13 protein-coding genes are annotated in these 15,440 nt (G+C 59.2%); 7 read left to right on the top strand and 6 right to left on the bottom strand.

The features are described from left to right. Positions 1–7: 7 nt before the first annotated feature. A complete protein-coding gene (locus EB835_RS11440) occupies positions 8–1,330 on the bottom strand; it encodes an MFS transporter (protein WP_240688705.1) in 1,323 nt (440 codons plus the stop codon). 154 nt (positions 1,331–1,484) lie between these two features. Here EB835_RS11440 and EB835_RS11445 point away from each other — a divergent pair, with 154 nt between their 5' ends. Then, the gene (locus EB835_RS11445) at positions 1,485–2,180 is read left to right on the top strand and encodes a DUF2848 domain-containing protein (RefSeq protein WP_240688698.1); all 696 of its coding nucleotides are present in this window, start codon (positions 1,485–1,487) and stop codon (positions 2,178–2,180) included. A 418-nt stretch (positions 2,181–2,598) separates the two neighbouring features. Here the strand turns inward: EB835_RS11445 and EB835_RS11450 are convergent, their stop codons facing one another. Further along, positions 2,599–3,690: an SLC13 family permease gene (locus EB835_RS11450; protein ID WP_135809602.1), complete on the bottom strand. Its 1,092-nt coding sequence runs from the start codon at positions 3,688–3,690 to the stop codon at positions 2,599–2,601. 31 nt (positions 3,691–3,721) lie between these two features. Here EB835_RS11450 and EB835_RS11455 point away from each other — a divergent pair, with 31 nt between their 5' ends. Further along, positions 3,722–5,119, top strand: a complete 1,398-nt coding sequence (locus EB835_RS11455; protein ID WP_135809603.1) for an IS1380 family transposase — start codon at positions 3,722–3,724, stop codon at positions 5,117–5,119. 105 nt (positions 5,120–5,224) lie between these two features. Here EB835_RS11455 and EB835_RS11460 read toward each other — a convergent pair whose 3' ends face one another. Then, the gene (locus tag EB835_RS11460) at positions 5,225–5,566 is read right to left on the bottom strand and encodes a transporter permease (protein ID WP_135809604.1); all 342 of its coding nucleotides are present in this window, start codon (positions 5,564–5,566) and stop codon (positions 5,225–5,227) included. A gap of 13 nt (positions 5,567–5,579) precedes the next feature. Next, positions 5,580–6,764, bottom strand: a complete 1,185-nt coding sequence (locus tag EB835_RS11465) for a CaiB/BaiF CoA transferase family protein (RefSeq protein WP_168216716.1) — start codon at positions 6,762–6,764, stop codon at positions 5,580–5,582. Between the two features lie 135 nt (positions 6,765–6,899). On the opposite strand from EB835_RS11465, the gene EB835_RS11470 reads away from it, so the two are divergent. Continuing rightward, positions 6,900–7,784, top strand: a complete 885-nt coding sequence (locus EB835_RS11470) for a LysR family transcriptional regulator (RefSeq protein WP_135809606.1) — start codon at positions 6,900–6,902, stop codon at positions 7,782–7,784. Positions 7,785–7,794: 10 nt separating this feature from the next. Here the strand turns inward: EB835_RS11470 and EB835_RS11475 are convergent, their stop codons facing one another. Further along, positions 7,795–8,502 carry an aspartate/glutamate racemase family protein gene (locus EB835_RS11475; protein ID WP_135809607.1) on the bottom strand — a complete coding sequence of 236 codons (708 nt, stop codon included), beginning with the start codon at positions 8,500–8,502 and terminating at the stop codon, positions 7,795–7,797. Between the two features lie 121 nt (positions 8,503–8,623). Here EB835_RS11475 and EB835_RS11480 point away from each other — a divergent pair, with 121 nt between their 5' ends. The 4 genes from EB835_RS11480 (at position 8,624) to dctP (ending at position 13,162) form a co-directional block, all read left to right on the top strand. Beyond that, on the top strand, positions 8,624–9,592 hold the full coding sequence (locus EB835_RS11480; protein WP_135809608.1) for a LysR family transcriptional regulator: 969 nt from the start codon (positions 8,624–8,626) through the stop codon (positions 9,590–9,592). A gap of 6 nt (positions 9,593–9,598) precedes the next feature. Next, on the top strand, positions 9,599–10,135 hold the full coding sequence (locus tag EB835_RS11485; protein WP_135809609.1) for a TRAP transporter small permease: 537 nt from the start codon (positions 9,599–9,601) through the stop codon (positions 10,133–10,135). Next, positions 10,135–11,724, top strand: coding sequence for a TRAP transporter large permease (locus EB835_RS11490; RefSeq protein WP_135809610.1), 1,590 nt, complete (start codon positions 10,135–10,137; stop codon positions 11,722–11,724). The genes EB835_RS11485 and EB835_RS11490 overlap by 1 nt, the downstream gene beginning before the upstream one ends. Before the next feature lie 157 nt (positions 11,725–11,881). After that, positions 11,882–13,162, top strand: a complete 1,281-nt coding sequence (gene dctP, locus EB835_RS11495; protein ID WP_135809611.1) for a TRAP transporter substrate-binding protein DctP — start codon at positions 11,882–11,884, stop codon at positions 13,160–13,162. 894 nt (positions 13,163–14,056) lie between these two features. Here dctP and EB835_RS11500 read toward each other — a convergent pair. Next, the gene (locus EB835_RS11500; protein ID WP_135809612.1) at positions 14,057–15,427 is read right to left on the bottom strand and encodes a hypothetical protein; all 1,371 of its coding nucleotides are present in this window, start codon (positions 15,425–15,427) and stop codon (positions 14,057–14,059) included. Positions 15,428–15,440 lie beyond the last annotated feature (13 nt).

Raw genomic sequence — 15,440 nt, forward strand, 5'->3', positions numbered from 1 at the left:
GACCAGCTCAGTTCGCATGTGTTTCATTGTCTGAGCCTGTCGACTGCTGCAAATACTGTAGGTCTTCTGCGGGCACCGAGTTTCTTCCGAGAGCGAGTCCAACCAGAGTCAGAACGCAGGCGATCGTCACGTATGTCGCAACTGGTACGAAGTTCTGGTCTCGGCCAGCGAGGACAGTGAACATCAGTGGAGCGAGCGCCCCTCCGAGCACACCTGCAAATGTGTATGCCAGAGAGGCTCCCGTGTAGCGCAACCTGGGGTGGAACTGCTCAATGACAAATGCTGCTTGTGGGCCGTACATCAATGAGTGACAGGTGCCTGCGACAACCATTGACAGTGCCAGGACCCAGAACGGTGCAGAATGAATCGTTGGGAACAGCAGGAAGGCCCAGATCGCTGCGATGACTGCGCCAGTCGCATAGACCAGTCGTCGGTTGAACAGATCTGAGAGCCAGCCCGCCAAAGGAATAGTGATGATCTGCGACGCCGACCCGAAGAGCACTGCGCTGAGAACAGTGCTGTTTGACAGCCCCTCGCGCTGCACGCTGTAGCTCAGTATGAACACGGTGTAGAGGGCATAGAAGACGTCGGGGCCGATCCTGGACAGGACGGCAGCTGTCAGTTGTCGGCGCTGTGTTGTGAAGACCTCGGTGATTGGCCGTTCCGCGCGGTCTCCCTTGTCTTGAAGTGACTGGAATATGGGAGTGTCCTCGAGCTTCAGACGAATCCAGAGACCGAAACCGACAAGGGCAAGCGAAAGAAGGAAAGTGATGCGCCAGCCCCAGCTGTAAAACGCGTCCTCGCTGAGTGCCATGGTGAGACCGACGAGCACTCCGTTGGCCATCAGATTGCCGGCTGGCGGTCCGATTTGAGCTGCTGATGCCCAGAATCCGCGCTTATTGGGATCGCCGAATTCGCTCGAGAGAAGTACAGCTCCACCCCATTCGCCACCGACGCCAACACCTTGTGCGAACCGCAGGATGACGAGCAAGACGGCGGCAGTAATGCCGATGCTGTGATAGGTCGGCAGAAGTCCGATGAGGAATGTGGAAATGCCGATCAGCAAGAGCGTCGCTACGAGAACCTTCTTGCGACCGATGATGTCGCCCAGCCTGCCGAAGACGATTCCGCCTAGTGGCCGGGAAATGTATCCGACCGCATAAGTGGAGAACGCTGCGATGGTTGCAGCGTAAGGGTCACTTGCTGGAAAGAACAGCTGACCCAAGATGAGTGCAGATGACACCGAATAGACGGCGAAGTCGTACCATTCCAAAGTCGTACCGGACAGAGACGCTGCGAAGGCTTTGTAGAGATCCTTCTTGGCTGGCACGTAGGTTCCTGTCGGCGATGGTGTCGCCTCAGGTCCATTCTGTGGAGTGCTCACGATTACCTCCTTGTAGCGCTTAGGATGACTCTAAGCAGATCGTGTATACAATGAGTATACACATGAGATCAATCTGCAACGACGAAGAACGGATCAAACTATGAACAGTGCTCAAGCATTGCCTGTGCTGCGCTTCCAGCTACCCGATGGGACAACTGCGGAAGCTACCGTAAAGCGGCTGCTGAATGCTGGATACGCCGGCAAAGACCAGCACGAGGTACAGGCCCATATCGATGAGTTGGCAAAGCTAGGAGTTCCGGTGCCCGGAACGACCCCTACTCTGTATCCGGTGTCTCCTTATCTCGCGCAGCAGGCTGACCGGATCGATGTGCAGCATTCAGAGACTTCTGGTGAGGCGGAATGGGCGATTATCGTTGACAACGATGGTCAAGTCCTCATCACCTGCGCATGCGACCATACGGACCGGAAGCTTGAAGCTCACGGAGTTGCATGGTCTAAGAATGCCTCTCCCGATGTTTTGGGTGACCGTGCGTGGCTCTACAGCGACATCGCAGAACGATTCGACGAAGTGATCCTGTCTTCTTGGGTCGGCGAAGAGCGAATGGTGATTCAAGAAGGGTCGGCGGCTTCATTGCTTGACCCGGAATATTGGTTGAACATCCTTGATGAACGAGGTGAACTCGAACCTGGCACTGTTCTGCTGTCGGGAACGATTCCGATGAACGCTGAAGTCGATCAATTCTCAAGCCGTTGGGGCGTGTCGCTCGAAGACCCGGAATTTGGAAGGATCAGTTTGGAATACGACATTGTGAAAATGCCTGCTCCTGTCGAATAGACGCTAGGAACAGCGTGTGTTTAGTGGGTGCGGGTGAGAATGTGCGCAGTGCCCAGTTAGCCAGATTGATGGCACCAACATAGACGCCGCACATTGTTGCGGGCTCTGTCATTGATCATCGAGCGGGCCGACAATGCCTAATGCAAACTGACCGTTCCACTGGTTCGGAGCCGACCACGAAGTTTCGGTGCATATCCGGAAGTCGGGTGTGATCACTCTCATCGCATTGAGGTTGTTGTCTGGCCGCTAGCGTAGCGTAATCACCTACGAGCGAACCAGCTACATGGGTGCTGAAGTATCAGGTCGAAGGACAACTGGCCGATGGTGGCGGCGATGACTCTCCGCCACCATCAGTTCTTCTAAACGGAGTTGGGTCAGCGGTGGAGCAGAAGTCGACTGGTCAAAAGGCTGATGGAGTTCACCACCAACCGAAGAGCGCCCAAACGATGAGTGGACCAACGACGACTGATATCAGACCATAGGCGAGCAGCTGTTTAAAGAGCCGTGGTCTCACTTCTTCTTGCGCCGATCCGAGAATGAGGCCACCGGTGATTCCTAAAGGATTGATATCGACGACAACAGAGGACAACGCGATAGCGAGAATTGCGCCGATCGGTGAGATTCCGGCTTCGACGACGCTCGGGATGAGCGGCATCGCAGTCACGAAGACGGCGATCGAACTTGCAGCGAACGAGGTGACTCCCGCGATGTAGCACAGGAGAAGCAACGTGATCATCGGCGAACCTTCGACGGTAAGCAACTGACTGATCCGCTCGAAGGCACCGAGGTCTTGCATCACGCCTATATATGTCAGCAATCCTCCAATCAGGAGGATAACTTCCCAGGGTATTTTCGCTACGGCTTCCGATGGCTCCATCCGCAATACTAGTAGTTGCAGGCAGGACACGGTGGCTCCCAGCAAACCGATGTTCGCATCGAAGCCCACAGCGAAAACGAGTACGAGAGCGATTCCACCGAGGGTGACGACGAGATCTCTCGTGCGAGGGGTCGTTCTTACAGCGGTGGCCACTCCGTACCCGGTGGACTCAGGTGAAACGACCGGCTGGTCGATTCGGCCCTTGGGGAGCAGTCCGCGTGCGCGTGAGAACGCCAACGCTCCCAAGCATACGAGTACACCCGCAAGGATCGACCCTGCCAGGAGAGTGATCGGCATATTGGACGGGACTGTCAGATGCGATGCTACAGATTGCTGTTTAGCAGCGATGCCGAATACGGCCAGCGGAGACAACAGTCCGCTGAGGATTCCCATGATTCCGAGGACAGCCATCATTAGTGGTGGCAGCGCGTAGCGGGCGGACAGACCTAAGGCGATTGGAGCTACGATGGCGGTGGCTGCTGCAGGCAACGTGCCGAAGGCAGTGAGGAGAGCGCCGGCGAAGAACGGCACTAGCGCCACTAACCTCGAGATTTCATGATTAGGATCGACCGGATGGTGGACTGACAGAAGAAAAGTGCTCCTGACCAGGGATAATGGTGTTTGCGAAGACATCAATATTCTCTGGAAAAGGAGCACTCTCAGAGTGAAGCCTACCCGCACCTACCCTCGCTTGCACATCGATGCCGCGCCCAGCAACGCCCTCGGGCAAGCCGGAGGCATGCTGCTCACCGAAACCGTGCACACCAGCGGGCTCGGCCATCACCTGAAGCAGGCTCTGGCGGCATGGAAGAGGCCCTTCTCCATTCACGACCCAGCCAAGATCCTCACCGATATCGCGATCACCCTCGCTCTCGGCGGCGACGCTCTTTCCGATAGCTCCGTCCTCCGCGACGAACCCGACCTCTACGGTCCAGTGGCATCGAACCCGACGATCACCCGCCTCATCCGCACCCTCGCCGACGACGCCGACCAAACCTTGGCCGCCATCAACACCGCTCGGGCAGCCGCCCGCGCCCACGTGTGGGAACTCGCCGGAGCTCACGCACCCAACCACGACACAGATGCTCGAACTCCGCTGATCGTCGATATCGATGCCACCCTCGTCACCTCCCACAGTGAAAAAGAGCACGCGTCACCGACCTACAAGAAGGGGTTCGGGTTCCACCCCCTGCTGGCGTTCATCGACCACGGAAGGCCAGGCTGCGGCGAACCTGCCGCCGGACTGCTGCGTCCCGGCAATGCCGGATCGAACACCGCCACCGACCACATCGGACTGGTCAAAGACGTTCTCGCTGGCCTGCCCGGCGGGAAGACTCGTCCGGGTAAGAATGTGCTCATCCGCACCGACACCGCTGGCGGCACCCATGACTTCCTGAACTTCCTCACCCGGAGGCGCCTGTCCTATTCGGTCGGGTTCATGCTGCCGACGACGATGCCTATTCTCTACCGCAAACTCACGAAGCTGAAAGCGTGGGAACCCGCCTACGACACCAGCGGCGACCCCCGCGACGGGGCCGACGTCGCCGAACTCACCGGAGTCCTCGACCCGGGCGACTGGCCGGCAGGGATGCGAGTCATCGTCCGTCGTGAACGCCCACATCCAGGCGCTCAACTGCGTTTTGATGATGTCGACGGATACCGTCTGACGGCATTCGCGACGAACACAGTCGGCGGACAGCTGGCTGACCTGGAAGTTCGCCACCGGTCGCGGGCCAGGTGCGAGGATCGGATCCGGATCGCCAAAGACACCGGGTTGGCCAACTTCCCACTCAAGGGGTTCGACCAAAACCGAATCTGGTTGGCCATCATCGCTCTTGCCGGGGATCTCCAGGCCTGGAGTGGGCTATTGGCCTTCGCCGATGATGAGATTCGACGGTGGGAGCCGAAGCGACTGCGCATGCACATCTACACGATCCCGGCCACGATCGCCAGAACGGCTCGCCGGGTGGTGGTGCACATGAAGAACACTGCCCGCTTTGCTCAAGACATCGTCGCCGGCCTCAACCGACTGCGCGCTCTACCAGGACCCGAACCCGGATGACGAGAACGTGTCCGTGTTCGTTCGAGTCGAGGAAACCAATTGGGGTCGGAGTCCCCGCCGAACCGTGGCGACACACGGTGGTCGCGTCATACCCGAGTGACAAAATCAGAAACGAATGCGCTCCGCAGCGCGAGAATCACGGGCACGAGCCACACCGTGAAAAATCGAGGCTAACGTCGCATTGCTGCGAACCAGACGCAGAATGCCGTCAAGCATCCAATCGAGTGTTCCATTGAGGTGGGCAACTCCAAAGAGTGCAGTCACCCCGACGATCATGATGAAGAAGTCACCTGGAAAAGCCTCGATGACCTTCTCCACGTCGATGCCGGCCAATACACTGACACCGAACGCCGCGGCGAATGCGCCCAACCCCAAATTGAACCCTTTGAGGGCGGTACCAGCAAACAGCAGAATGAGGACAAGAATTGAGATGTCTGCGAGAGTCATCGTCAGGCTCCCCTCAGATTACGTTTCGTGAACGGAGATCGGCGATATCGTCAGTGTCGAGACCGCCAAGCTCTTCGAAAACCGCATCGGTGTTCTCTCCCAGCATTGGGGGAGGCCCGCCGAGAGTGCTCGAAAATCCAGAGAACCGACCTGCCGGTGCCTGCACCAAGCGCGTACCGCCAACTCCATCGTCGACTTCGACGATCGAACCACGCGCTCTGATATGTGGATCGTTGCACACTTGCTCAGCAGAATTGATCGGACCTGCGGCTACCCGCGCCTTCGAAAGCTTCTCCAGGAGCTCCTCGCTGTCGTGAGCCCGAACGAAGTCTGCTACTCGGGCTTCGACTTCGTCACGATGTTCGAGCCGGCTCGACAGCGAGCCGTAGTCTTTCAGCTCCGGTTCTTCCATAACATCCACTAGTCGTTCCCACATGCGTTCTGTGGAGGCCGGAAGTGCTATCCACTCGGAATCCCGTGTCTGATACATACTATTGGGACTGATGTGCGGATTCTTGTTCCCCTGCCTCTCTACGCTGGCACCGGTCACCCCATAGTCGGTGACGAAGTCTTCCATCATTCTTAGAAGTGGTTCATATAATGGAATGTCTGCGAGTTGAGGTTCGCCGGTGAGATCCCGTTGACGCAACGCGAGGAGTGCGGCGAACGCCGCATATATCCCAGTCACTCCATCCGCTACTGGGTAGCCTGCAAACATCGGTGGTCCATCTGAGTCTCCCGTGCGGTAGGTGAGTCCAGCATATCCCTCCGCTACGCGTGCGAATCCGGGCCTATGGGCGTAGGGGCCGGAGCGGCCGAATGCGCTGATATGAACCATGACGAGGTCGCTCTTGTGCTTCACCAGATCTTCAAAGTCGATGCGAAATCTCTTGAGCGTGGCAGGACGAAAGTTCGTCACGACAACATCAGCTTTTTCTGCCAACCGTCCGACCAGGTTAGGCGCTTCGTCGTGACGAAGATCGAGCGTGACGCTCTTCTTGTTGCGGCCATGCATCGCCCAGGCTGCCGACAGATCGCGGATCAGGGGCGGGTAATGCCGCGCAGGATCTCCGTAGCCAGGCTGCTCGATCTTGATGACATCTGCACCGAAGTCTCCCAGCAGTGACGCTGTGAGCGGGCCTGCAATGATTGTCGATAGGTCGAGAACACGCACGCTCGACAGTGGCTGATCTGGCATAAGTGTTTTCCTTCCACACCGTTGTGAGGTCATTTCAGCGAACATTCGCCACATCACAGTTTCGACTCTGTGGACCCAGCCGGGAAGAAGTGCACACTTCGAGGGGGAGATAGGTAAAACCTTTATAGTTGGTCTATGAGAGTCCAACGTACGCGCTATTTTCTTGCTGCAGTCGACACCGGGTCGTTTCGTGCGGCGGCATCCCAGTGCGAAATCAGCCAGCCGGCTCTGCGCGAGCAAGTCACTCTTCTCGAAGAAGAACTCAACGTTGTCCTCCTTGTCCGGAGTCGGTTCGGTGTGCATCCGACGGCAGCTGCGGAAAGCCTCATCCCCTATTTCACCCGACTGATCGCCGCCGAAGAAGCAGTCCATCGGATGGCTGCAGAACTGAGCGATGTCTATCGAGGGCGTGTCACAATTGGTTCGATCGCCACCTTGGCTGAGGCACTGCTAGCTCCAGTCACATCGCGGCTCCTGTCCCAGCACCCGAAATTGCGATTCGAGATCTCGGAAACGAGTTCAACTGAGATTGAGACTGCTGTCCTTGCAGGAGATTTTGACATCGGGGTGATCACGTCGCCACGGACTCGCGCGATCGGTGGGGTCACTCGCACTCGAATTGCGAGCGCGAGTCTGGGAATCCTCGTTCCCGATCACCACGTTCTCGCCGAGCGTCGGACGGTCGAATGGCAGGATCTGGAAATGTGGCCAATCGTCACGATGCGGCCGGGGACCGTAGTCGGGCAAGAGGTTGCCGATCGACTCCCCAGCGCTGAAGTAGTCGTCAGAGCTGCATCCGGACGAACTGTGAAAGTCATGGTGCAGAAAGGTGCCGGAGTAGGTGTATTGGCGGCAGTTGATCTTCCTGGCCTCGACACGTCACTGCGATGGATTCCGCTTTTGGATACCCCTCCGCTTGAGATCTGCCTCGTGCATCGAAGCGACAGTCAGCCGTCTGCTTCCGCCCTCATCGTCCGGCGATTCCTTGAAGAGCAGAGTCTCGCCCTCTTTGCTTCCTGACCGTTCGAGCTCACACGGTTGTCAGCGCTTCCGCCATCATCCACTCGACGATCGCGGCCACATGCGCATCGACCGAGTCGACGGCGGGCAGGGGAGCGGTCTCCGGTGGGACCAGGAGGCCGATCTCCGTGCACGACAAAGCGACCGCGTCCGCGCCGCGCGCCTTGAGATCGTTCATGATCTCGACGTACCGCTCACGCGAAGCATCGGTGAAGAAGCCCTGGGTGAGCTCGTCGAAGATGATCTGATCGACCTCGACGCATGTCTCCTCGTCCGGAACTAGCGTATGGATACCCTGCGCCTCTAGGCGGTCGGTGTAGAAGCCGTCGAGCATCGTCCACTTCGTGCCGAGTACCGCCAGAGTCGAATACCCATGACGCTTCGCCATCGTCGCGATCGCATCGACGATGTGAATGAGTGGGGCTTCGACCGTAGTCTCAATCGCTGGTGCACACTTATGCATGAGGTTCGTCGCGATCGCCACCGCCTCCGCGCCTCCGTCAATCAGACGCTGCGCCGTCGCCGACAGTGCCGTGTCAGCCCCTGCCCAATCCTCCGCGAGCTGCAACTCCCTAATGTCGGCAAAGTCCGTGGAATCGAGGAGGATGCGCGCCGAATGATGGCCGCCGAGCTGCCTCGCCACCGCATCGTTGATCTTCGTGTAGTACTCGATGCTCGAATGCCAGCTCATGCCACCCAGCAGACCGATCCTGCGCATACTCTCACTCCTCATTCCGCCGACTTCCTCGACGTCCAAACCTGTCCTTGACCTCCAGTCTGACCCGATCCGACAATGCTCGGTAGACCCAGTTCTCTCTGCATTGGCATAAGCTGGGCTTATGTCCAATGTGTTCGAGCACGCCCTCGACCTCGGCGAGCCTAAACGCTTGCTTATCTTCGGTGCCATCGCCGAATCCGGTAGCATTGGCGCCGCCGCCCGCGAACTCGGCTGGTCCCAGCCGGCTCTCTCCCAACACATGAACGCGTTGGAAAAGGACCTCGGCGTCATCCTCTTCGACCGCACCCCACGCGGAATCCGACTGACCACTGCCGGCCAACTCGCTCGCATCCGTGCCAGCGAGATAGCCGCCTCGGTGACGGGACTGCGCGGCGACCTCGCGAAAGCCTTCGGCCTCGGCGGACGCAATGTCCGGCTCGCCGGATTCCCCAGCTTCGTCATCGGACCTTTGGCCGCAGCTCTCGGCAGGCTCGAAGCCAACGCCGGCACAGGAACCGAAACCCCACAACACCACTCCTACGAAGTCGCCGAGGCAGAACCACCCGAAGCCATCACGATGCTCGAGAGCGGCAACATCGACATCGCGTTCCTCTTCCACCACGAAGACGAAGCACCACCTGAACTTTCCGGCCACACCACCGTCGACCTCGGCGCCGACCACCTCGACCTCCTCGTCCCCGAACGCTGGAACCGAGCCGGACAGATCCAACACCTGAACGACGTCGCCGACCTGCCGTGGATCATGGGCTGCGTGCGCTGCCGCTCAACCGCCGAACGCCTCTGTCGCAATGCCGGCTTCGAACCGCGCACCCGCCACATCACCGACAACCCCGGCGCCATCCAATCACTCGTCTCCAACGGGCTCGGCGTCGCCCTATTGCCTCGCAGCGCCCGGCGCTACAACCGCGTGGCCGGCATCGACCCGATCGCCGTGGACGAAGCCGGTGCCCGCCGAGTCACCGCCATGATCCCCGACGGCCTGGCCGACGCCTCCGAGGTCGGCGACCTCCTCGACGCGCTGCGAGCGGTGGAAGTCACAGCCAACTCCACCGGGCGACGGCTACAGTGACTCGTGATGCTCACGTTCACGAAGGTCCTCGAAAAGTGCCTGACGGTCACCACCGCCGCGGCGATCATCATCATGATGCTCCACATCGTCCTTCACGCCCTGACCCGGTCACTCTTCGACGCACCGATCTACGGCACCAACGAGATCGTCGAATACTGGTATCTGCCCATCGTCGCTCTGCTCGGGATCCCGGCGGCTCAGCTGCAGAAAGAACACATCACCGTGACCATGGCCATCGAACGGGCCAAACCCGCGACCGCCTCGGCGTTCAAAATCTTCGCCTGCATCCTCGGAGCACTCGTCTCCGTCGGTTTCGCCTGGTTCGGCTTCACCCGCGCTCTGACCTACATGGACATCGGGCAGACCGCCGATGTCTCCTCGGTCATCACCTGGCCCGTGTATTTCCTCGTTCCTGTCGTGTTCCTGCTCCTGGCCGTGCTCTACGTGCTCGATGCGATCGTCATCATCCGCACCGGAGAACCCGACCTCGACCTCTCCACCGGCGAACCCGCCGAGACCGACCTGGAGAACCGAAGCTTCTAATGAGCGAGCCGAAGCCACCCGCGAAAACGTCCACTGACACGCTCGGTGCGAGCCTGCCCGTCGACGTCGCCCCGAACACGAACACCCTCTTCCCGACCGGCACCCGCCGCCAACGTCCCGGCGTCGTAGCCCTGACCATCGGCTTCGGCCTCGTCGTGGTCTGTCTTGTCGGCCTCTTCACGAGCCCGAACGCAGCCGTCGGTGGTGCCTGGTGCATCGCCATGATGCTCGTGCTCATCTTCCTCTCCGTGCCGGTGGCCATCGCCCTGTCCGTGCCCTCGATCGTCGGCGTCTACGCGATCAGCGGAGTACCCGCTTCGATGAACGTGCTGGCCACAGCCCCGTTCAACGCGGTTTCGGACTGGACGATGAGCGTGCTGCCGATGTTCATCTTCATGGGCATGCTGCTCACCCAATCCGGCCTGTCCGGCAAGATCTACCGCGTCGCCGACCACTGGTTCTCCTGGCTGCCCGGCGGCATCGGCATCGGCACTACCTTCGCCGGCGCGGGTCTGTCCGCGGTCACCGGATCGACCATCGGGATGACCTATGCGTTGGGTCGGGCAGGCATCCCCGAAATGCTCAAGGCCGGCTACGACCGCCGCATGGCCGTGGGCACGATCATGGTCGCCGGCATGACCGGCAACCTCATCCCACCCTCGATCCTCATGGTCATCTACGCCGGCATCGCCTCCGTGCCCGTCGGCCCCGCCCTCATGGCCGGAGCCCTGCCCGGCATCCTGCTCGCCGTATGTTTCGCAGCCTTCATCTTCGCTCTCGGTGTCATCGCCCCACGCCTCGTCGGCCGCACCCGCAACGCAGCTACTACAAGCAACACCACCGACCCAACCCCCGCCCGCCCCCGCACCACCTGGCGCGACCGCTTCACCTCACTGGCCGGGGTCTGGGGATTCGCGATCATCCTCATCGTCCTCTTCGGCGGCATGTTCTCCGGCATCTTCACCCCCACCGAGGCGGGAGCCGCCGCTGCACTCTGCTCGGTCCTGCTGTGCCTGTGGGAAAAACGGCACGAGACACCGTGGCGCAAGGTCGCGGAATCGGCCATGGATACGGTGGCGGCCACCTCGGCGATCTTCTTCATCATGATCGGCGCGACCATGCTCACCAGTCTGCTCGCCATCACGGGACTCGCCCCCATCCTCACCGGATTCATCACGAGCCTGGGCCTGTCCACGCTGGGATTCCTGCTCGTCCTCATCGTCCTCTACATCGTCATGGGCATGTTCTTCGACACCCTGTCGATGATGCTGCTGACCATCCCGATCCTCCTGCCCACGCTCGAGACGATGGGCGTGAGCGCGCTGTGGTTCGGGGTTTTCGTCGTCCTCCTCGGCGAGTTCGCCATGGTCACCCCGCCGGTCGGCATCATCCCCTACATCGTCCACAGCATCGTGAAGAACCCCGACGTCAACCTCGGCCACACCGTGACCTTGCGCGACATCTTCATCTCCCTGCTGTGGTTCCTGCCCGTCGTCGTGATCTTCCTCGTCCTCATGGTCACCGTGCCCGGCATGACCGAATGGCTGCCTGACCTCATCGAACGCACCAGCGGAGGCATGTCCGGCTGATACTCGCCGAGGTGGCCCTTTAGTTCACGTCAACGCCGCGATCCGTGGCTGCCGCCCTGGATTTGCGGGTGCGCGGTGTGAGGGGAGTCATGGTTAGGGTGACCTCATTCGGACATATGATTGGAGGGAATTCTCAGGCATTGTTCAAAGGAGTCCCATGAGTCGCATTCGTTCGGCGGCAGGCCGCCCCGTCAAAGCCGTCGCCATGGTCGCGTCGCTGGCATTGCTGGCCGGATGCGCCGGCTCCGTCGGTGGCAGCGGATCGGACTCCGGTGATGATGCGGGGGAGGGCTTCGCTTTCGATGCCTCGCAGGATGAGATCGATGAGGCTCTGGCTGACCTCGACCCGGTGACGCTGAAGTTCCAGCCGTCATCGATGTCGGAGAAGTCGATCCTCGCGCCGAACGGATTCGACGTGAAGAAGGCCATCGAGGAGCGCTCGGGCGGGAAGATCACCGTCGACATCGTGTGGGGTCAGGCGATCGCCAGCTACGCCGACGTCGATGACGCCCTGGCCGATGGCCGAGTCGACCTCGCCTTCACCCTGCCGTCCTACACTCCGGCCGAATACCCGGCCTTCGACGCGATCGGCACGGCCATGTCGACGCTGCCGTCCTCGCCGGTGGCCAGCGACCTGGCGGCGAACGCGGCCGGTGTCCAGGCGGCGTGGGAGACGCCCGAGGTGCTCGCCGAATTCGAGGACAAGAACCTCGTCCCACTGATCCCGATGCTCGCTGCTGGCGATTACGCGACGATGTGCTCGAAGCCGATGACTTCGGCTAAGGACTGGAAGGGCAAGCAGATCCGTGTCGGCTCGGCCGCTGCCGGCAAGCAGGTGACGGACCTGGGTGCGACTCCGGTGTCGCTGTCGTTCCCGGAGACCTATGAGGCGCTGCAGCGCGGAACTGTCGACTGCGACCTCGGTCAGCTGGCTCCGAACGTCGAGGCCGGCACTTTCGAGGTGGCCCCGAACATCGGTGTCGCTGCCGATGCGGGCATCGCGCGTTCGGCCGGTGCGATCACAGCGGGCAAGAAGTATTCGGAACTGCCGGTGGCTTACCAGCAGGTCATCTTCGACTCGATGTCGACGACGTTCTCCACGATGATGGAGGTCGTCATCGGGGCGAAGGCGCAGGCGGTTGAGCAGGCGAAGGACAACGACGGCAAGGTCGAGCCGTTTGACGATGACGTGCAGGAGCAGATTGCCACGTACGCGAAGACGCTGTCGGACAAGACCGCGAAGAAGGCTGAAGTGCCCGACGCTCCGGAGACGCTGAACGACGCGGCGAAGGAATGGCAGAAGGCTGTCACCGATCTCGGCTACGACGACAAGGGCGACTTCGCTGAACTCGACGAGTGGTACCCGGAGGACGCGAACTACGACAAGCTCGGCGACGAACTGTTCGAGAAGGTCATGAGCGAACACCGCCCGGAGTGATCGCTGAAGTTTAGAGTTCGACGGCCCGGTTGATTAGGTTGAGCCGGGCTGTTTTTGAACTCGACCCATCGTTCGCGGAGAGAGTGGCCGATATGAGGTGTGGGAATGCTGGCGGTCGGCCACTGATCCAAGTGGAATTATTCAGACGTCTCTTTGCAGCAAAAACTTCGCGAAATGAAGCAGTTGTTTCAGTTCTTATGGAACCGATGAATGCTGTCGGCGGCTGCTGTAGGGAAGTGGCTTCCGGTAGCGCGCGTGTACTGAAACGGTAGCGGCAATGTACGCCGGGTAGCAGCAACCAAACCTGATGAATCATGCATCAACCGGAGTTGTTCTGCGCTGCCATGCCCAGCTCCTGTATCCGCGACAACGGGAACGGACCGCCCATTGCACTCGTGACCCTCTCTTCGGGTCTCTCGCGCGCGGTGTGGGCGACGTCCAGGGAAGTAGAAAGAATGTCTAGATCGTCCGGTCCACCAGCAATTCCACCGAGGGGCTCCCGTGGAAAGTGCCTTCGCGATGCAGTTGAGCCTGAGCGCGAGCTGCCCCAAAGACTGCGGTACTTGTAGGTGGTGCGCAGCTGATGTTGGTTGGCAGACACTCGACCGCATACGGCAAGTGAGGTCGGCTATGGGGGCAGGGTCAGAACGCCGATTAAACGCTTTCACATAGCCGCACAACCGCTACCGCTTCATTGCACGCGCGCTACCGATTACCCGTTCTATACAGCTGCCAGCAGGAAAAACTCGAACTTTCCTCAGTTGTTGACGAACGCGGAATCTACCGCCCATCAGATGACTAGTTCGGCATTGTTATGAGCTCGAGTCATCTTGTATGTCTTAAGACTGGACCTCAAAGCAGTTCTAAAATTTGATCCGATCTGTTACTGACTGGTCATAGATGAAACCATCCTAATTTTGGGCCATAGAAAGCTATTAGCAGCATCGCTAAAGCTTCCAAGACGGCGACAATTATGGGAATTATCCATCCCGCAAAGTGCAATCCTCCCGACTGGTCGGAGGAGTACTTCCGATGCCAAGTGGCGCTTGCGGACAGAAATATTGCTACGAACGGAATGGGGCTGAATAGGATTGCCGATCCTGACAGAATTTTCCAGGTCTCGCTGTCCGAGTGATGGTGTTTCTTCTCCCGCTCATATCGTTCTATGAGAAGTCGAACTTGGTGACGTGCGAAGTCCAACATTGCTGCGGGGTAGTCTTTATTGATTCGCAGCGTGCAGAGAAGCGTCACTGTGGCAAATGACGGAACGGCAACCAGCATTCCGTAGGCAATGGGCGGTATGTAGTCCTCTGGTCCGGGGGACGACCTCACAAAGGGCAACGCGAGGGTTATAGCCTGCAGGGAGACGAGTGTAATTGCAAGCACTGGCAAGAGGGCCTGGAAGATTGCTTCCATGATCCGGCCCCGAAGGATTGTCGGTATTGCCTGGGCGCCGACAAAAATTAGACCTGTTGTGCATAGGCTCGACAACACTGCAAATGCAAATGTAAGCAATGGTTGCTCAATAAGCATCCACGCAACCCCAGTGCTAATTGCGACAAGTATTGAACCGAGAATAATACTGTTCCAGATGAGGGCTGCACGTGGCCTATTCCGTGCTGTTCCGTAAATCTTCTCCTCGGTGGCTCTCAGAGAATCGATTCTCGCTTGTCTAAGTTTCTGTGCGAGTTGTTCCTTGCGGGCTTCTTCTGAAACTATCGTTACTGCATCAGAAGCAAAGATCAGTGCAAGTACCGCCACAAGTGGAATCCCAATGGCTGAGGCAAGATTCAGGATCCCTGAGGATGTCGACGATATTATGCTGTCAATTAGCACGTAGGGGACTAGGAATGCCGAGCCGACTGCGATTAAAGTGGCGACGGGCCCCCAGAATTGGCGCTGGGAGACGGCATCGTCCTTTGTGAATCTCTCGGGGTCACGAGGAAGTCGTAGGAAGACTTGTACCGCAACGGCGGCAGTGATCAGAAGAGTTACAGCAACTCCTGCGGCTTCAAGATTTGCTGAAGGGTACTGGATTGTTGGCGTCGATGTGCTCGTATTTGTTTTGTTTGAAATCAGCGCAAGAAACCACTGGATGACATATAGCCCTCCAGCGGCCACACTTACGAATCGGAATGTTGAATACATCGATCTCGAGTACTGATCAATCTCATTATCTGGTACCTGAGACTCCTCCCCACCTGGGTTGGGAGGTTGTTTTGCGTTACGGCCTCTTCGCAAGATGTACCGGTGTCCTCTCGTCATCTAGTCAGCATAT

Source organism: Brevibacterium sp. S22, assembly GCF_004745485.1.
Lineage (GTDB): Bacteria > Actinomycetota > Actinomycetes > Actinomycetales > Brevibacteriaceae > Brevibacterium.